Below are 22578 nucleotides of genomic sequence, written 5' to 3'. Positions count from 1 at the left end.
CCCGCCTATTCACCGTCTTCCACTGCCAGCGCCAACCTGATGGCTGTAGTGGATGACACTTTTTCCAACGGCCCGAAACACGCCGCATCTGCCGGCGTCCAGAAAGTCCCCCCTGCTCCTATTCCACCACGCCGGGAAGCCGCCACCCACATCTTAAGGCAGTGGCGGCAAGCACCACGGTCCGAGCAAGTATATCTGGAAACGGCAAGCCCCATGCAACTGCAGACTGCTATCCGCGAGCGCAGCAAACTGCAAGATTTCGGGATCAGCACCGCGCATATGGTACCAGTATCCTCTACAACTGCGGGCGGGCTATATAAAATCAAAATCGGGCCGATGGCCCCTACCACCGCCCCGCAAGACTATGCGGCCAGCTTGCAACGCCTGCGCCTTGGCACCTTTGTCGTCAGCGCACAGGCGGGTTAAAAACATCCGCGCTCAATTTGCGTAAGGGCGGCGCCCGGCGCTCGCCGAGAATGGCCCAGACAATCAGGATGATCCAGGCAATGCCCGACCAGCCGAGCACGATGTTCAGCACCAATACCCACAGGAAATGTTCGTGATGCCGTGCGGCGGCAACAATGCTGGGGATGAAATAGATAAACAAACCGAATATGGCACCCAATAACCATACCACCATGTGCAAAAATATCGCCGCAATGCCCAATCCTATCAGGGCCAACACAACAATGCTTAGCGCCATTAAAGTACTCAAGCCTCAGCTCCTTCCGCCTTAGCGGTAAATAGTTTACTGATAATGGTATCTCCCACCAGTTCTTCACCACTGAGCGTCAGCGCCAGCAATGCACCGCCCAACACTTCCGGGGAAATAATAAGGTCCACACCAATTTGTCGGAGACGTTCAAGATTTTTACCGTCCTGAACCGCCGCCACGGTTTTACCGGGAATGGCCAACTCCTTGGCGGCAAGAACGATAAAGGCGTTTTCGCTATCGACAACCCGCAATGCAAGCACACCCAAGGCGCATTCTGCCCCCGCCTTACGCAAAACATCCAGCTCCGTTGCATCACCTATCATCAGGTCTTCCTTAGCCATCCACACATGCTCTGGCGTCACGGGAACCAGCACCAACGCCGGTAAATGCCGGGCACGTAAGGCGCGATAGGTATTTTGTGCCAACGCATTATCACCAATAATCAGATAATGGTTACGGTGAGCACGTTTTTTTTCTCCCATCAGCAGGTGCTGCATCCGGCCATTTACCAACGGTACAACGACCGCAGAAATAGAAGTTGCGAAAACGGTGATACCCAGGATGATGATGGAGATAACAAAAAGTCTGGCATCTTCGCTTTTCGGCACAATATCCCCATACCCCACGGTAGACATGGTAACCACGGCAAAATACAAGGCGCTCACCAGATTCTTGATAGGTGGCGAAAATCCTGCGCCCAACACGTAACTGCCCAGTACCGCATAACTCATCAGGAGCAAAATAGAAATCGCCGCAAAAAGCGTACCCGCCGCCAAGCTCGAACGTGCAAAATGACGTCTGAATAACAGCAACGACACCAGGATGACGGCATTAAAAATGATAACGCCACTCCACACATCACCATAGTGATGCCACAATATGGCCAGCATCGCTGCCGCCAACACCAACGTAATGGCCCAGGCAAAACGGGAGCGAAAGAGCAACCCGAAAGCCATCAGCAGCAGCACAAACCCAGCCACCACTTCGGGTACCGTACCCAAAGCCGACAACAGGGGCACCTGGGTCAGGCTCGTGGAGGGTGCGAGATCAGTCAGCTCAGGGAAGAGTTGTATGAGATGGGGCAATGCATCCAGTATGGCCAGCACACCCAGTAGTCCTACAGCAACAGCCATCGGTATCTGCGGAAACCATACATCCAGATGCAAAACTACCGGCGCCTTAGCCAGGAAGCGAAAAAATCGCTGCCGCAGCGATAGTTTCAGCACATCGGGGATTCTGATCATGAGCAGCCCCTCATTTTTGGAAACCAGACGTTGGTAAATTAGAAATTCGGCGAGATGATAAAACACCTCTCAGCCTGAACCTCATCCACTCAGAACTGTAGCATCCACGGGGCGCTGCAGCGACCCGCTCCACGCAAGACGGGAACACAGCGTAACGGTAAACGTTCCATAACTGCCCATCCACCGGATAAACCGCACAAAAAATCGCTCTTGACATTACACCGAGCTTCAATGTTTATCATGGACATATGGTAAGCTATATGTAGATTGTCAGCAGCCATCCGTAAACGTGGCTTAGCGGACTTTGCCGCGAAGAGATGCATTTCATGAAAGACGAAAAACGTGGGCACCTTGAGATTGGCATAGAGGGGATGACCTGTGCCTCTTGTAGTGCACGAGTGGAACGGGCGCTGGGCAAGCTGCCCGGCGTAACCTCGGCCAGCGTGAACCTGGCGACTGAGCGCGCCGAGGTGCTTTTCGACCCACAACGGCTCGATGCCGCCCGCATCGCCGAGGCGATCCATGCGACGGGCTATGCGCCAGTGACCGATGAGATCGATCTCGCGGTGGAGGGCATGACCTGCGCTTCCTGCGTGGGACGGGTGGAGCGCGCGCTCAGGCAGCAACCCGGAGTGCTGGAGGCGGCGGTGAATTTAGCTACCGAGCGCGCGCAGGTGCGCTATATCCCGGCGATGATCGGCATGGACGAACTGGCCACCGCCGTGAGCGCTGCGGGTTATGCGGCGCATCCCGCACAGGAATATGGGGAGCAGGGCACCGACCAGCGCCGCGCGAGTTTGCGCGCCATGGGCCGCGATGTGGTCGTGGCCGCAGCGCTGGCCATCGTGATTCTGGTGTTGGCCATGGGCACAGCCTTCATCCCGGCCTTGCATCGCGCGCTGGCGGCGGTGAGTCCTTTTGCGCATTTTTGGGAGTGGGTGCAGTTCGTGCTCGCCAGCATTGTCCTGTTCGGGCCGGGTCGGCGCTTTTTCAGACCAGGCCTGATCGCCTACCGCCACCTGTCGCCAGACATGAACTCCCTCGTCGCTACCGGCACCGGCGCAGCCTGGGCTTACAGTGTATTGGTGCTGTTGGCTCCCGTGCTGTTTCCACCGGAGGCGCGGCATGTATATTTCGATTCAGCAGCGGTAGTCATCGCTGCAGTGCTCGCGGGCAAGTACTTGGAGGAACTGGCCAAAGGCCGTACGTCGTCGGCGATCCGCAAGCTGGTCGGGCTGCAGGCCAAGACTGCGCACCTGCTTGCCGAGAACGGTGCCGAGCAAGATGTACCGGTGTCGCGATTACGCATCGGCGAGCGCATCGTAGTCCACCCCGGGGAGCGCATTCCCGTGGACGGACGCGTGGTCGAAGGTCGCGCGCATGTGGACGAAGCGATGTTGACTGGCGAGCCAATACCTTCCGCCAAAGATCTGAATGATGCCGTGGTCGGCGGCACGGTCTGCCAGGATGGGCGATTGGTGGTGGAGGCCACTTCGGTCGGGCGCGATACCGTACTGGCGCAGATCATCCATCTGGTGGAGAGCGCGCAGACCGGCAAGCTACCGATTCAGGGACTGACCGACCGCGCCGTGCGGGTATTCACGCCGGTGGTGCTGGTCATCGCGCTGGCGACCTTCGGCGTCTGGGTGGCATTGACTGGCAATGTCAGTGTGGCGCTGGTCACGGCGGTGGCCGTGCTAGTGGTGGCATGTCCCTGCGCCATGGGGCTGGCGACTCCGGCGGCGATCATGGTGGGCACTGGGCGTGCGGCGGAGCTCGGCGTGCTGTTTCGCAGGGGCGAGGCGCTGGAGACGCTGTCGCATGTCGACACCATACTGTTCGATAAAACCGGTACGCTGACCGAGGGTCATCCCGCGTTGGTCGATCAGGGCGGCGACGCACCCGAAACCGCGTTGCGCCTGGCTGCGGCGTTGGAATCGGCGTCCGAGCACCCGCTGGGGCGAGCGATTGTCGCGGCGGCCGGAGAGCGCGCTATGAACGTACCCGCCGTCAAGGATTTCCGCGCTATCGTCGGCTATGGTGTCGAAGGCGAGGTGGAAGGCCGTATGGTGCGGGTTGGCGCCCGTCGCTTCATGGAGCGCGAAAACGTGGCGCTGGGCGATGACGCCGAGATGACCGCGCGCCTCGAGGGCAGCGGGCGCACGGTGGTATTTGTCGCGGTCGACGCAACGCTGCTCGGCTGGCTGGCCATCGCCGATCGCATTAAACCGGAGGCGCGCGCCGTAGTGCAGGCGTTGCGCGAGCGCGGCCTGCGGGTGGCCATGGTCACCGGTGATACGCGCGCCACCGCGCAGTCCGTCGCCACGGAACTGCGCATCGAGGAGATGCACGCCGAGGTGCTGCCCAAGGATAAGGCCAAGGTCGTGACCGGTTTGCAGGAACAGGGCCGACAGGTCGCCTTCGTTGGTGATGGCATCAACGACGCTCCGGCGCTGGCGCAGGCCGACGTCGGCATCGCCCTCGCCTCGGGCACTGACATCGCCATCGAGGCAGCGGACGTGACGCTCACGCGTGGCCAGATCGGTGAGGTGGTCACGGCGCTGAATACGGCGCGCAGGACGCTGGGCAACATCCGCGGCAACCTGTTCTGGGCCTTTTTCTACAACATCCTGCTGATCCCGATCGCTGCTGGCGTGGCCGCGCCTATCGGCATCCATCTGAATCCGATGGTGGCTGGCATAGCCATGGGTCTGTCCTCGGTGTTCGTGCTCGGCAACAGCCTGCGGCTCAAGCGGCTCAAGGCTTACATACCCCTGATTACACCGGGCGCGGTAAAACGTACCGCGCTCGCATCCGCTCATTCCTGAGCCATTGTTCAAACAAGGAGAACATTATGAGTCAGTTCGTTTTCAGTGTCCCCGCCAAGGGCGATTTTGATACCACCGTGGCGCAGGTCACCGAAGCCCTCAAAGTTGAAGGCTTCGGCGTGCTCACCACAATCGACGTGGCCGCCACGCTCAAGGCCAAGCTGGGTATCGAGGGGCGGCCCTACGTCATTCTCGGGGCTTGCAACCCGCGCTACGCACATCAGGCGTTGGAGGCCGAGCCGGATATCGGCGCCCTGCTGCCCTGCAACGTGGTGGTGCGCACGGAGGCCGATGGCAGCGTGAGCGTGGTGTTCATGGATCCCGCCGCCGTACTCGGCATGGTCGACAAGCCGCAAATCACCGCGCTCGGCATCGAGGTGCGCGACAAACTCCAGCACGTGGCTGATGCCGTGCGTGCTTGAATAACGCTTATGCGAGCACTTTGAATGATTCCTTTCACTTCATTCCCAACAGGAGAAAAACCATGAGCGATACCAGGCTGAAGATCACTGGTATGACCTGTGCGCACTGCGTGCGTGCCGTAACGAAGGCGCTGGAAGGCGTGCCCGGCGTGGAAAAGGCGGACGTCACGCTGGAGCCAGGAGAAGCCGTAGTGCACGGCAAGGCCGACACTACCGCACTGATCACCGTAGTTGAGGAAGAGGGCTATAAGGCGGAGGTGCGGGGCTGAAGCCCTGCACGCCGATCCGCCATGTCTGATCCTGTGCTGCTTTACACCAGTCCCGGCTGCCCCGACTGCGCCGCCGTGCGCCGTTACCTCGAAGAACACCACGTCGCTTACGAGGAACGCGACGTGACCACCCCCAGCGTGGCTGCGGAAGCCAAATTGCACTACGGCGTGCGGGTCGCGCCGATCACCGTGATCGCTGGCGAGGCGTTGTGGGGGACATTTGCCCATCAAAAGCCACGGCTCGATGAACTTCTGGCCAAGATCTGAAACTTTTATGCATTGGGTTGTCGAGAGCCTATTACGACGAAAATACTGGCCAAGGCCGGCACGATCATTCTCCTCGAAGCGAGGGGGCATTGATGCCCCCGGTCTGCTCATCCCGGCTGGCGGATGCCTTCCACCTCGACTTTAATGTGGATGGTGTTGGACAGGCCTTCCGGCAGATAAGCGGTCATTCCGTAATCACTCCGCTTGATGCTGGTACTGGCTACAAAACCCGAGAGGTAACCGCCCCAGGGCTTAGGCAGATAAGCCACCTTTCCGGCACCTCCGGTACGCACCTGGAAGACCACCGGCTTGGTAACGCCATGTAGTGTCAGGTTGCCGAACAGCTTGCCGGTTTCTTTACCCGTGGGCTGGTATTTCGTGCTCACGAAGGTGACCTCCGGATATTTTTTGACGTCAAAGAACAACTTGCTGCGCAGGTGCTCGTCGCGCAGGGCGAAATCCGTATCGATGCTGGCTGCCGGTATGGTGATATGGACCTGGTCTTTCTGCGGGTCCTTGTTGTCAAAGGTGTAAGTTCCGGAGATTTTGTCGAAGCGGCCGGTAAAAGGTGCAATACCCACATGGCCGAGGATAAACAGGACTTCCGTATGCTGTGGATCGATTTTGTAGGTGCCGTTGGGATTGCCGGTCAACCAGTGATACGAGGGGGATGCAGCGGGAGCGGCTATGGCGACAGTGGCCAGCACACCGGTGCCCAGCACGGCGACCGCCAAAGCGGTTACAGTTTTTAGCGTATTCATGGGATCCTCCTCGGGTATGGCTTCATAAATTTTTGGCAACCTCGACAAAGTAGGTACTAATTAGTAACAGCGAGGGATAGCTCCGGGGCTATGACTTCCCCATCCGTGTCTTCGGCATCCCAGCGCCGCGCCAGCGTATCCAGCGCGTCCAGCACTTCCCGCAACTCCAGTCCACGCCGGGTCAGGCCATAAGTCACTTCCGGAGGAATGCTGGGATAATACTCCCGAAAGATGACCTGGGCCTCCTCCAGGGTACGCAAGCGCTCCGTCAGCATGCGCGAAGAGATGCCACGCACTTCCCGTTTAAGCACCCCAAAACGCAACGGGCCGCGCTGCCTCAGGGTCCACAGGATGTACGTGGTCCATGGCCCCATCAGCAAGCGGAGCAGGGCATCCATGGGGCAGGTGATTTCTTGTTTGGTTTGTCGAGTCATGGTTACTCATCCGTACCTACTTCACAAACCATACTAAATGGTCTTTACTGGGCAGGCAATGTTCACTACCGCGAGGAGTTCATCATGAGCAAAATTCTGGTTCTGTATCACAGCCTCTGGGGTCATATCGAAACCATGGCTCAAGCCATCGCCGAGGGTGCCCGGGAAGTCTCTGGCGTGACAGCGGACATCAAGCGGGTGCCCGAAAGCATACCGGCAGAAACTCTGGCCGCCATGCATGCCAAAACCGGTCAGCCTGCTCCGGAAGCCCACTCCGATGATCTGGCGGATTATGATGCCATTATCTTTGGCACGCCGACCCGCTTCGGCAACATGAGCGGACAGATGCGCAATTTTCTCGACCGTACCGGCAATCTCTGGCAAGAAGGCAAACTGGTGGGCAAAGTCGGGAGCGTTTTTGCCAGCACGGCCACCCAACACGGCGGCCAGGAAACGACCATTACCTCTTTTCACAGTTTCCTTTTTCATCAGGGCATGATCGTAGTAGGCGTCCCTTATAGTTGCCAGGAGCTTATGAACATGGATGAAATCAGCGGCGGCACCCCCTATGGGGCGACAACCATCGCCAAAGGCGACGGCAGCCGTCAGCCCAGTGCCAACGAACTGGCGATCGCCCGCTTCCAGGGACGCCACGTCGCGGGCATTACCCACAAGCTATTCGCTTAGCTTTCCATACCGCAACCCGTAATTGCCACCTTTAGTACCACCCAACTTTCTCAGGAGATCGATTACCATGAAGTTATATTATAGCCCCGGCGCCTGCTCCCTTTCTCCCCATATCATCCTGAACGAAGGCGGGTTCAACTTCGACAAGGAAGCGGTGGATTTAGCCAGCAAAAAAACAGCGACTGGTACCAACTATAACGCCGTGAACATCAACGGCTATGTCCCGGCACTGGTGCTTGACGATGGCACCATACTGACCGAAGGACCCGCTATTATCCAATATCTGGCTGATCGTGTACCGGAAAAAAAGCTCGCACCTCCGGCCGGCACGATAGAACGCTACCAGCTCATGCAATGGCTCAATTTTATTTCCACCGAACTGCACAAGGGCTTTTCACCCTTGTTTAACCCACAGGCACCGGCAGAATGGAAAACGCTGGTCACCGCTCAACTCGGGCGCCGCTTGAAGACCGTCAGCCAACAACTGGAGGGCAGAGATTGGTTGCTGGGCAAGGACTTCACAGTGGCCGATGCCTACCTCTTTACGGTATTGGGCTGGTGCCCGCATGTAGGCATTGAATTGGAGCAGTGGCCCGTACTCAAAGCATACCATAGCCGAGTATCTATGCGGCCAGCAGTACAAGCCAGCCTGAAAGAAGAAGGGCTCATCCAGAGTTCTTAAATACGCTGACAGAAGACATAGGGGACAGACTTAACCGCTATAGTCGTCCCCTTGGCCGTTACTGTTTTGTCGCCCAGGGCAGCCCCTGACCTGCAAAGACACGGACGTGCTCAATAACATGGGCCTCAGAGCCATGATTCCCCCGCATGGAGCAGACGGGTGAACCATCCCGCAGGCTGCACTGCGGTTTTGGCAACCACCGGCACGGTCTGCAGAAGATGGCCATGCCAGCTAACAGACAGGGTGCCAATGGGTGCACCGGCGCGAATGGGCGCCTTAAGACTGGCAGCAGGAATAAACTGCGTATCCAGTCTGGTGCCTTGTTGCTGTTTGGGCTCCGATACGATCACCGCGCTGGTGGTCACTCCCTGCACCGCTGCCGGGCTCCAGTCTCCGTGATGGATGCGCGCCACCACCTGCCCGGCCGTATACAGGGGAACATTCCGCCAACCACTCCAGCCATAATGGAGCAGCGCACTGGCGTCACTACCTGCCGCGCTGCGCGAGGGGGCACCCATGACGACCGCCACCAGAGTGCGACCGTCATGGGTCGCGCTGGCATCCAGATTCCAACTATCTTTCGTCGCCAGACCGACACCCAGGCCGTTGATGTCCGCCCGACCGGCGAGGGGGTTGTAGTTGTACTGGGTGATATGGTTGTAGGTGTACGCGGTTTTTCCAGCCAACTGCAACACCTCAGGATACGCCCGAATCAAGTGCTCCGAGAGCCGCGCAATATCCAGCGCCGTGCTCGTCTGACCGGGCTGGGGCAAGCCATCGGGGTTGGTAAAGTGGGTGTGCCGCAAGCCCATAGCCACAGCATCGCGATTCATCAAATCCACAAAACCACCGACGCTGCCCGCCACCGTCTGGGCGATGGCAATGGCGGCATCATTACCCCCATCAATGAGCAAACCGCTTTCCAGTTGAGCCATGGTCACCGGCATACCGGGCTGAATAAACATCCGCGAACCCTGCACATGCCAAGCTGTGTCCGCAACCCGGATATTGGCTTGCGGCTGAACTATCCCTTGCCTTTCAGACTGATACAGGACGTAGGCGGTCATCAATTTGACCAACCCGGAGGGGTTGAGAGGTTTTTCGGCATGCTCCGCCATGAGCACTTGACCGCTGTTGACATCCAGAAGGATGGCGCCTTGTATACCCGTCAGTTGCGGGACCGGCGTGGGTGGCGGCGGGGGCAGGGTTGGTAATACGGGCAAATTCGGGGTGACCGCATAAGCGCTCCCCCATACAATCAAAACCACAAGGGCCAGAACTTTGGGCGACTTCATCGTTTTCGGCGGCTCTTTAATCCGGCTAATAATACCACATTGGAAATCCGTCAGCAGGGAAAAGTTCCCCGTCCGTGGACATCATCCTTCCCAGCCGCCGGAGAGTGCGGCAGCAAAATACCGTACCAGTACAGCACACAGCACACAGCACACAGCACAGCATGCGCAATCAGAGACCAGCACCTCTACGTTGCAAATAACGCTGCAGTAAAGCCATCGTCGAGGCGTCGTGGGGATGACTGGCCGTACCCCGCATATCCGCCACAATCCGCTGCGCCAACACCTTGCCCAGTTCCACGCCCCATTGATCGAAGGAATCAATGCCCCAGATAATGCCCTGGGTAAAAACGCTGTGCTCATACAGTGCCACCAGAGCCCCCAGAGTGGGCGGCGTGAGCGCATCAGCCAGCAACACAGTGCTCGGTCGATTGCCGGAAAAAACGCGGAAAGGCACCTGCGCTTCGGCGACACCCTCGGCACGCAATTCCTCCGCCGTCTTGCCAAAAGCCAGCGCCTCGGCCTGCGCAATGAGGTTAGCCATCAGCAACTCATGCTGCTTCGCCAGCGGACTGAGCGGTTGACAAAAACCGATAAAGTCACAGGGAATCAGACGTGTCCCCTGATGAATCAATTGATAGAACGAATGCTGCCCATCGGTGCCGGGTTCGCCCCAGATAATAGCGCCCGTATCGACGGCAACAGGGTGACCGTCTTCGTCCACGCTTTTGCCATTGCTTTCCATCTGTAGTTGTTGGAGATAAGCCGGGAAACGCGCCAGATCATGGGCATAGGGCAATATGGCCTGGGTCTGTGCACCCCAGAAGTTATTATACCAAAGCGCCAGCAGACCCATGAGCACCGGCAGATTCTGCTCCAGGGGCGCCGTCTGAAAGTGGGTATCCATGGCATGAAAACCCGCCAGCAGGGCGGTGAAATGCTCAACCCCCACGCCCAGAATGGTAGACAGGCCAATAGCCGAATCCATGGAATACCGGCCCCCAACCCAATCCCAGAAGCCGAACATGTGCTCGGTGTCCATCCCGAAGGCCTTGACCGCTTCAGTGTTGGTAGAGACCGCGACAAAATGCCTGGCCACCGCCGCCTCGCCCAAGGCCGCGGTAATCCAATGGCGTGCTTCCTGAGCGTTGGTCATGGTCTCCAGGGTGGTGAAGGTTTTGGAAGAAATGATGAACAAGGTCTCGGCGGGATCCAGATTCGCCGTAACGTCGGTAAAGGTCGCGCCATCCACGTTGGCGACAAAACGCAGTTCCATACCGGGGTGACGGTAGGCGCGCAGCGCCTTCCAGGCCATCTCCGGCCCCAGATAAGAGCCGCCGATGCCGATATTGATTATCTTGCGAATAGGCTGGCCGGTCGCTCCGCGCCAGGTGCCCTCATGAATGGATCGGGTGAAGGCCGCCATGTGCTCCAGCACCTTATGGACTTCCGGTACCACATCCACCCCCGCCGTACGCATGACACGACCTTTGGGCGCGCGCAGTGCCGCATGGAAAGCCGCCCGTCCCTCCGTGTGGTTGATTTGTTCGCCCGCGAACATCGCCGTGCGGCGCTCTTCCAGGCGCCGCATCCGCGCCAGGGCCATCAGCAAACGCAGTGTTTCCGAGTTAATAAGATGTTTTGAATAATCCAGATAAAGGCCACAAGCCTCGGCGGAGAAGTGCTGGGCGCGCTGCGGGTCGTCATGAAAGAGTTGCCGTAAGGTCACCCCCTCCCAACTTTGCCGATGCTGCTGTAAATCCTGCCAGACAGATGATGATGTGTTCAGGGGTGTGGACACGGAAAAACTCCTTGCAAGAGCGGGGCGGACGCGGAAAGGTACCGCCCCAAGAGTAGGCAAGGCAAGTCTTCGCTGCAAGGGCAAAAGCAGCAGCAAATGATGAAGCACCGGGCAATATGATTTTCACCGTCTTCCGGCCAAACCCGCGGAAACACCTGAATCCCTGCCCCAAGGATGGCAGGGAGGGAGCTCAGCGGCCTGGATTTTCCTCTAAAGCCCACTGCTCATCGAGGCGCTCGCGGCGGCGAATGAGGCCGTGCTGATGGCCGCTGATGAGCACTTCGGGGGGGCGCGGACGGCTATTGTAGTTGCTGCTCATGACGAAGCCGTAGGCCCCGGCGCTCATGACGGCGAGCAAGTCACCAGCCTTGGCCGCCAAGGGACGGTCCTTGGCGAGGAAATCACCGCTTTCACAGACCGGGCCGACGACATCCATGGGCTGCGCCGCTTCTGCTCTTTGGTGCAGCGGCAGGATGTCATGCCAGGCCCCGTACAACGCGGGGCGCAGCAGGTCATTCATGGCCGCATCCACCACGCAGAACTGCTTGCTGCCGTTGTCCTTGAGGTATTCCACCTTGGTCAGCAGTACGCCGGCGTTGCCCACCAGCGCACGGCCCAGTTCCACTACCCGCCGTACCGCCACGCCTTGCAAAGCCTGATCCAGCGTCCAGGCGTAGTCGGCGGGGCTGGGCGGGGTTTCGTCGTGGTAGCGAATACCCACACCGCCGCCCAGATCCAGATGCTGGAGGGCAATCCCATGGGCCGCCAGTTCGTCATATAGCGCGCGTACCCGCACTACCGCCTCACCCAAGGGCGTGAGGTCCAGCAACTGGGAACCGATATGGCAGGCGATACCTTTCAGCTCCAGCGCCGGGTGTTGCGCGGCCTGCAGATAGAGGTGGCGGGCCTGATCCATGGGGATGCCGAACTTGCTCTCTTTCAGTCCCGTGGCGATATAGCGATGGGTACCGGGGTCCACGTCGGGATTGACCCGCAGGGCAACAGGCGCACGCTTGCCCATGTCGGCGGCAATGTCCGCGATACGCCAGAGTTCGGCCGCGGATTCCACATTGAGGCAGAAGATAGCGGCGTTGAGGGCGGCGCGGATTTCGACGCTGGACTTGCCGACGCCGGAAAAAACGATTTTGCCGGCATCGCCGCCCGCACGCAGCACCCGCTCCAGCTCACCGCCAGAGACAATATCGAAGCCCGCGCCCATCTCCGCAAAAATCCGCAGGATGCGGAGATTGCTGTTGGCCTTGACCGCATAACAGACCTGGGTATTGTCACCGAGGGCAGCGCTGAAGGAGTGATAGCGCTCGCGCAGCGCCGCTTCGGAATAGACGTAACAGGGCGTACCGTAATGCTCCGCTATCTCCTGCAAGGGGAGGTCTTCGCCATAAAGGGCGTGATTGCGGTAGTGAAACGTATTCATGGGGCAGCGGGGCTCTGAACAGGTGCCGTGGGCGCGGCAGGTGTAACACTGTGGGCGGGCGGCAGGGTCAGTGCCGTTTTACGGCCGCAACCGCCCAGCGCGAGACCAAGCAGCAGCAGGAGGAGAACGGCGCGGGCGCGGTTCACAGGGCCTCCCGCTGCAAACGCGCACGGGCGCGCAGGATGGCGGCTTGTACCTGCCGGGGTGCCGTACCGCCCAAGTGGTCCCGCGCCGCCAGGGAACCTTCCAGCACCAGCACCTCATAGACCTCCCGGCCAATGAGCGGTGACAAGGCCTGCAAATCCGCCAGTGGCATGGCTTCCAGGCCGATGTTGCGTTCTTGGGCCAGGCGTACCGCCCGTCCCACCACGGCGTGGGCATCACGGAAAGGCAGCCCCTTGCGCACCAGATAATCGGCCAGATCGGTGGCGGTGGCAAAACCGCGTTCCGCCTGCGCGCGCATGACGCCGGGACGGGTTTGCAGGCCCGGCAGCATCCGGCCCATGATCTCCACACTGGCGCGCATCTGGTCGAGGGCGTCGAAAAGGGTTTCCTTGTCTTCCTGATTATCGCGGTTATAGGCGAGGGGCTGGCCCTTCATGAGGACGAGGATGGCGACAAGATCGCCAATCACCCGCCCACTCTTGCCGCGAATGATTTCCGCGACATCCGGGTTCTTCTTTTGCGGCATGATGCTGGATCCGGTACAGAAACCGTCGGGCAAGTCGATGAAGCCGAAGGGGGCCGACATCCACAGGATCAACTCTTCCGCCAGCCGCGAGAGGTGGACGGCGAGGATGGCCAGGTCCGATAACACTTCCATCACAAAGTCGCGGTCGGAGACGGCATCGAGGCTGTTTTCGGCGACGGCCTCAAAGCCGAGCTGACGCGCCACGTCCCAGCGGTCGATGGGAAAGGTAGTCCCCGCCAGCGCCGCCGCGCCCAGGGGCAGCACATTCACCCGCCGCCGCGCATCCAGCAGACGCTGGGTATCGCGGTGGAACATCTCCACGTAGGCCATACAGTGGTGACCGAAGCTTACCGGTTGGGCGACCTGCATGTGCGTCAGGCCGGGGAGGATGGTTTCCACCTCCCGCTCGGCAAGGTCGATGAAGACATATTGCAGGTGTTGCAGCCCCTGGACAAGCTCATCCAGGCAGCCGCGGGTATAAAGGCGCAGGTCGGTAGCCACCTGATCGTTGCGGGAACGGCCGGTGTGGAGCTTCTTGCCGACCTCACCGATGATTTCCGTCAGGCGTGACTCGACGTGCATGTGGATATCTTCCAGGGCATCGACAAAGGGTAGGCGCTCCTCGGCAATTTCCTGGCGTATCTGCGCCAGCCCGGTGACGATGGCTTCCGCCTCCGCCTCCGTCAGCACGCCCACCCGGCCCAGCATGCGCGCGTGCGCCATGGAGCCCCGGATATCTTCCACATACAAACGACTGTCCACCTGAATGGATGCCGTAAACGCCTCGACCAGACTGTCGGTGCCTACCGCGAAGCGCCCACCCCACATTTTTTCACTCATGCCCACACCTCCTGTCCTGCCCGCGACTATAGCGAAAAGGAGGCATTGTTCGCCAGCGCTTCCAGCCACCGCTCTTTGGCATTCCTCACCGGCTCTTGCTACAGTCTAAAAGAGCACTTACACACGGGGGATACAACGGATGGACGAAGCCGAAAAAACGCATAGTCGGCGCTGGCTGATCGTGTTGCTGCTTTTACTGCTTGTGGCGGTGGTACTGTTCTTCTGGTGGCAGAACCAGCAGGCCAAGACACAGGCCAAAGCGCCAACAGAGGCGGCGGCCGCCGTGCAACTGACATCACCCACGGCCTCTACGCAGTCCGTTGCGAACTTTCCCGTTGGCAGGACCATTTCTCAGGAGGGTACCCTGGAGGGCCCCATCAGCGGGCAGTGCGGCAACATCAAGTGGCACAATCTCAGTCCCGCCGAAGTCGCCAATCTGCGTAAGCTTTGCCCGCCCGCGGCCGCTACCCGGTCCTGAAGTCACTCGTTTAACGTGGCTGCGGCAGGATTATGCGCGCCTCCAGGCCGCCACCCGGGGCGTTGACCAGGATGAAGCGCCCGTGATGGTGGGCCACAATCCGTTCGACGATGGCCAGCCCAAGTCCTACCCCGCCGCCCTTTCCGGCTTGTGCGAAAGGCGCACGCACGGTTTCCAGTTCCGTCTCCGCAATGCCCGGCCCGTGATCGCGGATGCGGATCAGTACGCCGTCCGCCGTGGGTTCCGCACTGACGTCTATGGGTGCGGCACCGTGGGACTGCGCATTGTCGATGAGGTTTTGCAGGGCGCGGGCCAGACCCACTTCCTGTATGGGCAGCTTCGGCAGATCCGCCGCGGCGGGGTGCCACACCACGCCAGCCTGTTGGCGCAGAATGAACCTTTTAAGCCAGAGACCCAGGTCAGTCGTTACCAGCGGCTCCTGTTCACCACTGCGGGCGTAGTCCAGAAACTGATGGATAACCTTATCCATCTCCTGAATATTGGCGATCATTTCGCCACGGGCCTCTTCCTCGGCCGGTAGAAATTCGGCGCTCAGGCGCATGCGGGTAAGCGGCGTGCGCAGATCGTGGGAAACCCCGACCAGCACCATCTCCCGCTCTTTCCAGAGACGATGCAAATCGCGCAGGGTTTGGTTGAAGCGTTCGGCCAGGCGCCGCAAATCGGCCGGACCCGCCTCAGGCAGATCCGTCGGCGTATCGCCGCCACGCAGGCGCGCCACCCCCTGCATGAGCCGGGTGAGGGGCCGGGTCACTTGACGTACCGCCAGATACGCCCCCAACCAGGAGAGCAGCAAAATCGCCGCCAGCTTGAACCAGGGCAACGGCAGCCCCGGTGAATGAGGCATGGGCATGGCCAGAACCAGGGTTGCATCGGGCCGGGCTTGCAGCCAGAGCACCCGGCGCCGACCGTCCATGCGTAGTTGTGCCTGCGGCCAGCCCATGCGGTGCAGCAGCTGCAGGGCATTTGTCAGTACCGGCATACCGGGATTGTGGCCGCGCAGCGCACCGGCAGGAACGATGCGGAGCCCTTGGCGCATCAGTTCGGACGCCGTCGCCCGACGCTGGGCCGGGCTAAGCGTTTCACTCAGGGTCAGAATTTGCGCCCAGTCCTGTGCCAGACGCTCGGCCTGCGGGTTGGCCTGATAGATATTGAAAAACCAGTACACCGCAAGCTGACTCAGTAGCAGCAACCCGGCGATGATGAGGAACATACGGGTAAACAGGGTATCCGGCCAGAGGCGCGATTTTTTCATCCGGTTAAAACACCTGCTTCCCTGGGCGTGGCGCCCCCACCGTCGGGTACCAGCACATAGCCCCGCCCCCAAACGGTCTGAATATAGTGTGGATCGCCAGGATCGTCTTCGATGAGGCGTCGCAAGCGCGAGATAAACACATCAATACCCCGTGAACCCGGTGTGGCGTCGTCGTTGCCGTGGGTCATGGCCAGCAGGCGGTCCCGCGAGAGTGGTTGCCAGGGATGACTGGCCAGCGCGTGCAGAATGGAAAACTCACTGTCGGTAAGAGAGATTTTCTCGTCATTCCGCCAGAGACCGCGACTGTCGAGAGCGAGGCGGAAGGGTCCGAAAACAAGTACCCCCGGGGTTGGATCACTACTGCGCAGATCCTGACTGCGCCGCAGGACGGCACGGATACGGGCAACCAGTTCCTGCGGCTCAAAAGGCTTGGGAAGATAGTCGTCGGCACCCACATCAAGGCCCTGCACCCGGTCGCTGAGATCGCCTCGGGCAGTCAGCATGATGATGGGCAGATGCGGTTCCTGCACCCGCAGACGCCGACAGATGCTGAAACCGTCTTCACCGGGCATGAGGACATCCAGCAAGAGCAGGTTATAGCATTCCCGCTCCAATTGGCGATCCATCTGCACGCCGGAGGCGGCGGCGTGGACGACAAAACCCTGCCCTTCCAGGTAACGCACCAGCATAGCGCGCAGCCGGGAATCATCATCGACCAGCAGGATTTTGCCACCCTCCGTCATTTACTTGCCCCAGGGTCCCCGCTTGGTCCCCATTTTTTTATACAACTCGGTAGCTTTCTGCCACTGCACCGGGGTCAGGATCTTGTGGAGATAATTCACCTGCTGGATGCCATGTTCGAGCATTGTGGCATGATCCTTGAGGACCGCTTCCTGCAAGGGGACGATGGCACTGCCCGACTCGCCATTCAGCAACGCATCACGCAATGCGGTGTTGTGGACCAGCATCTCGTGATGCCAGGTCGGCATGGCTTTTTCCATTTTGGTTCGCCAGTCCTTCAGATCTTTTTCCTGCGCGGGGGTCAGCTTGAGGTCCACCGCATGCCGCCAGACAATGGGCATCAGCATGGGCACGGGTGCATTCCGCATCCAACCACCCTTGCGCATGGGGCCATGCCGCCATCCCCCCGCACAATGATGACCTTGCATCATGCCCGGTCCCATGGGGCCACCATTCATGGCAGGCGGGGTCTCTGCACCTGCCGCAAAGGCGGGAATTGCCGCCAGCGCCATCGTTCCGACCATCCATCCGGATACCACGTGCTTAAATTTTAACATCACTATGCTCCTCGTCACTCAAGGGGAAAGGTGCGCCCTTTCCGTAGGAGACAAGTTAGCGCGCCGCCCCGGCGGACGCCAGCGGCAAAGTGTCAAGAATTGTGAATGAGCTATAGCTGACGCCTGAGAGGTATGATCTGGACGTAAAAAGGTGCCAAAAATCAACTTCGACACCTCTCAAATTACGAATCTACTGCAACAACTCAGAAGTGATAGGCGACACCTGCGTCCATACTGAAAAGATTTGTACTGCTGGATGGCTCAAACGCTCCATATTTCAATGGACCACCGGTATAATTGAAGTGTGTATAACGCAGGCCGCCGTAAAAGTGCCACTGACTGAAAACGCGGTAATCTATGTCAGCACCAATTTTTTCCTGACCACTGGTGTCGAAAGAAGCAGAACCGAGAATTCCATTGTAGATATGTGGGGTCATACCACCACCGATCATCGCCAACCCCTCTAAGTTAGCCCCAATTACAAGCCGAGGATTGATCGCATATTGAAACATAACACCAGCGCCAATGAGGCCGGAATGATAGTCTTCAACATATCCATAAGGCCCTTGGAGATCTCGATTCCAGTCCTGATATCCACCGGCTACATATGGTGTAATCATCATATCATTAGACAGCGAGAATCCCTTCCCCAGACGAGCCGTCGCGCGGTTTGTAGTTGCGTCATCCGTACCATCATAGGGAGTACCACCTACCGACCCCTTGTAGGCGATGCTACCGGAACTGAACTGATAGTGTATAGCAAAATACATATTGCTAGGCATACTCCCGAAATAATCACCCATCAGACTGTACTTCACAGCAAAACCCGGCATCCATCCTGACTCGGTGTCTGACGGTCCTGGAGTGATATGCTCCTGATAATTCATCAAAGTACCTGTCGCCGCGATGCCCACTTCATTATTGGCAACAACGATAGGATTCTGATCGACAAAGGGGGCACCATCGGCGAATGCCGACGTCGAGCAAAAAACCAGACCTGCAGCGGCAAGCGTAGCGATTGATATTTTATTGATTTTAATCATGCCATTATCCTCTTGGCTAGCTGAACAAAATGAACAATCACCAAAATGGTATCCATTGAGAACCATCAGATAATTGTTCCAATCATATATAGAACAGGAAGACGCTATCGCAAGGCCAGCCCGTAACATTTCGCAACAATTTCCTCCGGGACCACATCTTCCTTATGACCCCGCTTTCCGGGAGAATGGCGGCTCCACTGCCGAGGAGCCTGAGCGTGCCCCCCAAAGCGCTATTGCTGGCTGTCTGTACCGTTTTCTGTGTGGCTCAAGGCGGGCTGGCGCAAGCCGGCGTCGGTACGTGGCTGGCCGACCCTCTGAACACCGATAGCGGCCTGAGTGCCAGCCCGGCACAGCCTTGGACCACCCAAGCCGCCCTGCCCGATTTACCCAAGCTCCAGGGTCTTTCTGTGGCGAAGCAGGCGCAAATCTGGACGCTGCCGCAACTCACTGCGTATGCCCTCGCCCACAACCCCCAGACCGCCGCCGCCTGGGATGGATTGCGCGCCCAGGCGGCGAGCCTGGGGATGGCGGAAAGCGCCTGGCTGCCGAGCCTGTCCCTCAATACCAATTTGAGCCGTCGGCAAGCAGCCTCCACCGCTGGCTTTACGGTGCCGGCACGCAACAGCGTCAATCCCAACCTGACCTTGAGTTACACCCTGTGGGACTTTGGCCTGCGCGCCGCCAAGATGGATGCTGCCCGCGCCCAGGAATGGGTGGCGGGCTTCACCCAGAATCAGAGCATCCAGACTGTGGCCTTCAGCGTCGCGCAGGCCTATTACCAACTCCTCGGCAATCAATCCCTAGTGCTTGCCGATGAAAAGACCGTTGCGGAAAACCAGAAAAATCTGGAAGCCGCCGAGGTGCTGCATCGTGCCGGGCAAGCCACCATCGGCGCCCTCTATCAGGCCCGGGCCGCCATGGCGCAGGCGCAATCCACCCTCGCCGCGCAACGCCAGACCGTGCGCAGCAGCGAAGGGTTGCTGGCCAGCACCCTGGGCCTCGATCCCCAGACCACGCTGAGGATAGCGCCGCTCAAACTGGGGCAGGAACCGCCCCAACTCCACAGTGCTGCCAAGACACTGATGCATGCCGCCCTCACCGCCAATCCCACCCTGCAGCAGGCGCGGGCGCAGGTAGCGGTGGCCCAAGCCAATGTCCGTAGCGCCGAGGCCAGTGGTCTGCCCAGTCTGGGGGTCAGCAGCTCTTATGGTTATCTCTATCAAGGCGGCTTCCGGCCCGGTGACACCTGGACGGTGGGTTTCACCCTGACCGTGCCCCTCTTCACCGGCTTCAATACGCATTATCAGATACGCCAGACACAGGCACTGAGCGATCAGGCTCAATTCAACCTCGCGGCCAGCCGCAACAGCACCGAAGCCACGGTCTGGCAGGATTTTCACAACTTTCAGGGCGCGATTGCGGCCTACCCCGGCGCACAGAGTGGCCTGGAAAATGCCGGGAAGGCGCTGGAGGTGGTACAGGCCCAGTATCGGGTCGGCCAGGCTACCATTCAGGATGTCCTTCTCGCCGAGTCCACCCTGGCGCAGGCGCGCTACACCCTGATTCAGAATCTGGTTAACAGTTATGTCGCCCTGGCGCAACTCAGTCAGGCCGTCGGCATGCCTTTGGGAGAGAATGCACCGTGACCCGTTCCCCTGTTGTTCTCTTGCTGACGCTGGCATCCCTCTCCCTGCTGTTGAGTGGTTGCCAGACCAAGACCAAGCATGAAATGCCGCCCTTGCGGGTCAGCCTCGTCAGCATCAGTACCCGCCCCATGACCCATTATGAAGGTTTTCTGGGCACGGTGACGCCTCTGCAAACGGCGACACTCGTGCCGCAGACTTCCGGCATCCTGCAGAGCGTGCAGTTTACCGAGGGGAGCATGGTAGAGAAGGGACAAACCCTGTTCACCATCGACCCGGCACAGATGCAGGCATCGCTCGCCCAGGCTCAGGCCAAACTGGTGGCGGATCAGGCCACAGCGCGCTACAACCGCAACATAGTGGAGCAGGACCGACCGCTGGCGGAAAAGGATTTCATCACCCGGCAAAGCTTCGATCAGGCAGTCTCCCAGGCACAGGCGGCGACAGCGCAGGTACAGGCTGATCAGGCCGCGTTAAGACAAGCCCGCCTCAATCTCTCTTACACCCGCATCACCGCCCCCATCAGCGGTCGCATCGGGCTGGCCCAGGTCAAGGCAGGCAACCTGGTCATCGCCAACCAGACACAACTGGCTACCATCAACCAGATCGCGCCCATTACCGTGAATTTCAGTATTCCTCAGGACTTGCTGAGCGCGGCGCGGCGGGCGCAACAGCAGGCAATTCCCCTGTCCATCAACGACGAGAAGGGCGGCACCGTACTCGCTCAGGGCAAGCTCACTTTTATCGACAACAGCGTCAGTGCGGGGACCGCCACCATCCGTCTGCAGGCTACCGTACCCAACACCAACCTCGGCCTCTGGCCGGGACAGTATGTGCAGGTGCAGATGCCGGTACAGCAGGTGGCGCAGGCGACGGTGCTGCCGGTGGGCGCGGTCCAGCAGGGCAGCAGCGGACCCTTTGTCTATGTGGTGCAAGGTGGTAAAGCGGTGGACAAGCCGGTGCAGGTGCTCTGGGAATCGGGCGCGGATGCGGTGGTACAAGGCGTAGACAAGCGTATTCGGGTGATTTTTCCGCTTCCCGCCCGCCTCTATCCGGGGGCGAAGGTGGAACTCACCGGCACCCCTGCGGCCACCGGGTCGCATACGGGTCAGGAGAGGAAATCCGCATGAATTTCTCCGCCCTGTTCATCCGCCGCCCGGTAATGACGGTCGTCCTCATTCTCGGACTAGTGCTGTACGGCATTTTTGCCTTTATGAAACTGCCGGTAGCCTTGCTGCCCGGCGTGGACTTTCCGACGGTCATGGTCGCGGCGAGCCTGCCGGGAGCGAGCCCGCAGACCATGGCCAGCGCCGTGGCTACGCCTTTGGAAAAACAGTTTTCCGCCATTCCCGGCCTGTCCTCCATGAGCTCGGTGAACCATCAGGGCTCGACGCGGGTCATCCTGCAGTTTGACCTCAGCCAAAACATCAATGTCGCCACCCAGAATGTCGAAAACGCGGTCACCCAGGCTTCCCACCTGCTGCCGCCGGGCATGCCCAGCCTGCCCTTTGTCAAACAGCTCAACCCGTCGGCGGCACCCATCGAGTTTATTGCCCTCGCCGCGCCCAATATGCCTATCTACCGGCTCAACCAGTACGCGGTAGACAAGGTGGTTCCCGCCATTTCCGGTATTCCCGGCGTCGCCCAGGTGCTGATCTTCGGCGAGCAGAATTACGCGGTCCGCATCCACGCCAACCCCTTTGCCATGCAGGCGCACGGGATATCGCTGCAGGCCCTTACCCAGGCCATTTCCAGTCATAACGTCAACCTGCCGCAGGGCACAGTGCTGGGTGCGGTGCGCAATTATGCGGTGAATGTGCATGGCCAGCTCCATGATGCCCAGGCTTTCTCCGGCATGCCCATCACCTTCGCCAACGGCGCGGTGGTGCCGCTCGCAAACATCGCCCAGGTCAGCAACGGCGTGGACAATGATCAGATCGCCAGTTGGATGGGGGGGCAGCGCGCCCTGATTCTCGCCGTAGTGCGCCAACCCAATGCCGACACAGTGGCCATCTCCGACGCCATCCAGAAACGTCTGCCGCTGCTGAGCGCCAGCCTGCCCGGCGGCGCCCACATGACGGTGGTGTACGACAAGGCCGACTATATCCGTTCGGCGGTGGAGGAGGTCGAAGTCACCCTGTTGCTCGCCTCCATACTGGTGGCCGGGGTGCTCTGGCTCTTCCTGCGCCGCGGCAGCCCGACCCTGATTGGCGCGCTGGCGATTCCCGCCTCCATTCTCGGCACCTTCGCCATCATTTACGCGCTGGGCTACACCCTGAATACGCTGACGCTCCTGGCGCTGACCCTGGCGGTGGGCTTTGTGGTGGATGATGCCGTGGTCATGCTGGAAAACATCGCCCGCCATGAGGAAAACGGCGAAGAGCCCTATCAGGCGGCGATCGTTGGCAGCCGCGAGATCGGTTTTACCGTGATTTCCATGACCCTGTCGCTGGCGGTGGTCTTCCTGCCTTTTCT

At 59.6% G+C, this 22578-nt stretch carries 23 protein-coding genes and 1 pseudogene; 11 read left to right on the top strand and 13 right to left on the bottom strand.

Going from position 1 to position 22578, the window contains the following annotated elements; genetic code table 11:
- A pseudogene (locus HF921_RS05150) lies at positions 1-426 on the top strand (septal ring lytic transglycosylase RlpA family protein); the annotation flags it as partial.
- Here HF921_RS05150 and HF921_RS05145 read toward each other — a convergent pair.
- A complete protein-coding gene (locus tag HF921_RS05145) occupies positions 407-715 on the bottom strand; it encodes a superinfection immunity protein (protein ID WP_064219121.1) in 309 nt (102 codons plus the stop codon). The pseudogene HF921_RS05150 and the gene HF921_RS05145 sit on opposite strands and share 20 nt — an antisense overlap.
- A complete protein-coding gene (gene kch / locus HF921_RS05140; RefSeq protein WP_215893431.1) occupies positions 712-1959 on the bottom strand; it encodes a voltage-gated potassium channel protein in 1248 nt (415 codons plus the stop codon). The genes HF921_RS05145 and kch overlap by 4 nt, the downstream gene beginning before the upstream one ends.
- Before the next feature lie 326 nt (positions 1960-2285).
- Between kch and HF921_RS05135 the strand changes: the two genes are divergently transcribed.
- From HF921_RS05135 to HF921_RS05120, 4 genes are all read left to right on the top strand, one after another.
- Entirely contained in the window at positions 2286-4787 is a 2502-nt protein-coding gene (locus HF921_RS05135; protein WP_215893430.1) for a heavy metal translocating P-type ATPase, read from the top strand.
- A 26-nt stretch (positions 4788-4813) separates the two neighbouring features.
- A complete protein-coding gene (locus HF921_RS05130; protein ID WP_064219123.1) occupies positions 4814-5209 on the top strand; it encodes a DUF302 domain-containing protein in 396 nt (131 codons plus the stop codon).
- 62 nt (positions 5210-5271) lie between these two features.
- On the top strand, positions 5272-5478 hold the full coding sequence (locus HF921_RS05125; protein ID WP_064219124.1) for a CopZ family metallochaperone: 207 nt from the start codon (positions 5272-5274) through the stop codon (positions 5476-5478).
- A 21-nt stretch (positions 5479-5499) separates the two neighbouring features.
- A complete protein-coding gene (locus HF921_RS05120) occupies positions 5500-5745 on the top strand; it encodes a glutaredoxin family protein (RefSeq protein ID WP_064219125.1) in 246 nt (81 codons plus the stop codon).
- 107 nt (positions 5746-5852) lie between these two features.
- Here HF921_RS05120 and HF921_RS05115 read toward each other — a convergent pair whose 3' ends face one another.
- Complete coding sequence (locus HF921_RS05115; protein ID WP_064219126.1) at positions 5853-6506, bottom strand: YceI family protein; 654 nt, start codon at positions 6504-6506, stop codon at positions 5853-5855.
- Positions 6507-6562: 56 nt separating this feature from the next.
- Complete coding sequence (locus HF921_RS05110; protein ID WP_064219127.1) at positions 6563-6940, bottom strand: winged helix-turn-helix transcriptional regulator; 378 nt, start codon at positions 6938-6940, stop codon at positions 6563-6565.
- Between the two features lie 84 nt (positions 6941-7024).
- Between HF921_RS05110 and wrbA the strand changes: the two genes are divergently transcribed.
- Together wrbA and gstA are read left to right on the top strand one after the other, a co-directional pair.
- Positions 7025-7627 carry an NAD(P)H:quinone oxidoreductase gene (wrbA, locus tag HF921_RS05105; RefSeq protein WP_064219128.1) on the top strand — a complete coding sequence of 201 codons (603 nt, stop codon included), beginning with the start codon at positions 7025-7027 and terminating at the stop codon, positions 7625-7627.
- A gap of 67 nt (positions 7628-7694) precedes the next feature.
- Positions 7695-8309 carry a glutathione transferase GstA gene (gene gstA, locus HF921_RS05100; RefSeq protein WP_215861137.1) on the top strand — a complete coding sequence of 205 codons (615 nt, stop codon included), beginning with the start codon at positions 7695-7697 and terminating at the stop codon, positions 8307-8309.
- Between the two features lie 125 nt (positions 8310-8434).
- On the opposite strand, the gene HF921_RS05095 is transcribed toward gstA, so the two are convergent.
- The 5 genes from HF921_RS05095 to argH all read right to left on the bottom strand — a co-directional run bounded on the left by HF921_RS05095 (position 8435) and on the right by argH (position 14368).
- Positions 8435-9604 (bottom strand): D-alanyl-D-alanine carboxypeptidase family protein, encoded by a 1170-nt coding sequence (locus HF921_RS05095; RefSeq protein WP_064219130.1) that lies wholly within the window; start codon positions 9602-9604, stop codon positions 8435-8437.
- Between the two features lie 169 nt (positions 9605-9773).
- Entirely contained in the window at positions 9774-11402 is a 1629-nt protein-coding gene (gene pgi, locus HF921_RS05090) for a glucose-6-phosphate isomerase (RefSeq protein WP_215893429.1), read from the bottom strand.
- 190 nt (positions 11403-11592) lie between these two features.
- A complete protein-coding gene (gene lysA / locus HF921_RS05085; protein ID WP_215893428.1) occupies positions 11593-12837 on the bottom strand; it encodes a diaminopimelate decarboxylase in 1245 nt (414 codons plus the stop codon).
- Positions 12834-12983, bottom strand: a complete 150-nt coding sequence (lptM, locus tag HF921_RS05080) for an LPS translocon maturation chaperone LptM (RefSeq protein WP_196762907.1) — start codon at positions 12981-12983, stop codon at positions 12834-12836. The genes lysA and lptM overlap by 4 nt, the downstream gene beginning before the upstream one ends.
- Positions 12980-14368, bottom strand: coding sequence for an argininosuccinate lyase (argH, locus tag HF921_RS05075; protein WP_064219133.1), 1389 nt, complete (start codon positions 14366-14368; stop codon positions 12980-12982). The genes lptM and argH overlap by 4 nt, the downstream gene beginning before the upstream one ends.
- Positions 14369-14507: 139 nt before the next feature.
- Here argH and HF921_RS05070 point away from each other — a divergent pair, with 139 nt between their 5' ends.
- Positions 14508-14846, top strand: a complete 339-nt coding sequence (locus tag HF921_RS05070) for a hypothetical protein (RefSeq protein ID WP_215893427.1) — start codon at positions 14508-14510, stop codon at positions 14844-14846.
- 10 nt (positions 14847-14856) lie between these two features.
- On the opposite strand, the gene HF921_RS05065 is transcribed toward HF921_RS05070, so the two are convergent.
- From HF921_RS05065 to HF921_RS05050, 4 genes are all read right to left on the bottom strand, one after another.
- The gene (locus tag HF921_RS05065; protein WP_215893426.1) at positions 14857-16119 is read right to left on the bottom strand and encodes an ATP-binding protein; all 1263 of its coding nucleotides are present in this window, start codon (positions 16117-16119) and stop codon (positions 14857-14859) included.
- The gene (locus HF921_RS05060; protein ID WP_215891907.1) at positions 16116-16862 is read right to left on the bottom strand and encodes a response regulator; all 747 of its coding nucleotides are present in this window, start codon (positions 16860-16862) and stop codon (positions 16116-16118) included. Before HF921_RS05060 ends, HF921_RS05065 begins: the two co-directional genes overlap by 4 nt.
- The gene (locus HF921_RS05055; protein ID WP_064219137.1) at positions 16863-17417 is read right to left on the bottom strand and encodes a hypothetical protein; all 555 of its coding nucleotides are present in this window, start codon (positions 17415-17417) and stop codon (positions 16863-16865) included.
- Positions 17418-17620: 203 nt separating this feature from the next.
- The gene (locus tag HF921_RS05050) at positions 17621-18460 is read right to left on the bottom strand and encodes a hypothetical protein (protein ID WP_226834342.1); all 840 of its coding nucleotides are present in this window, start codon (positions 18458-18460) and stop codon (positions 17621-17623) included.
- Positions 18461-18675: 215 nt separating this feature from the next.
- On the opposite strand from HF921_RS05050, the gene HF921_RS05045 reads away from it, so the two are divergent.
- The 3 genes from HF921_RS05045 to HF921_RS05035 form a co-directional block, all read left to right on the top strand.
- Positions 18676-20106: a TolC family protein gene (locus HF921_RS05045; RefSeq protein WP_215893425.1), complete on the top strand. Its 1431-nt coding sequence runs from the start codon at positions 18676-18678 to the stop codon at positions 20104-20106.
- A complete protein-coding gene (locus tag HF921_RS05040) occupies positions 20103-21233 on the top strand; it encodes an efflux RND transporter periplasmic adaptor subunit (RefSeq protein WP_064219141.1) in 1131 nt (376 codons plus the stop codon). Before HF921_RS05045 ends, HF921_RS05040 begins: the two co-directional genes overlap by 4 nt.
- Positions 21230-22578 (top strand): efflux RND transporter permease subunit (locus HF921_RS05035; protein WP_215893424.1); only part of this gene is annotated, 1349 nt, incomplete at its 3' end. The genes HF921_RS05040 and HF921_RS05035, both read left to right, overlap by 4 nt.

Origin of the sequence: Acidithiobacillus ferriphilus, assembly GCF_018854775.1 — a bacterium.
Taxonomy (GTDB): Bacteria; Pseudomonadota; Gammaproteobacteria; order Acidithiobacillales; family Acidithiobacillaceae; genus Acidithiobacillus; species Acidithiobacillus ferriphilus.
The sequence above is the reverse complement of the archived record's forward strand: the minus strand, read 5'-3'. Positions and strand labels throughout refer to the sequence as shown.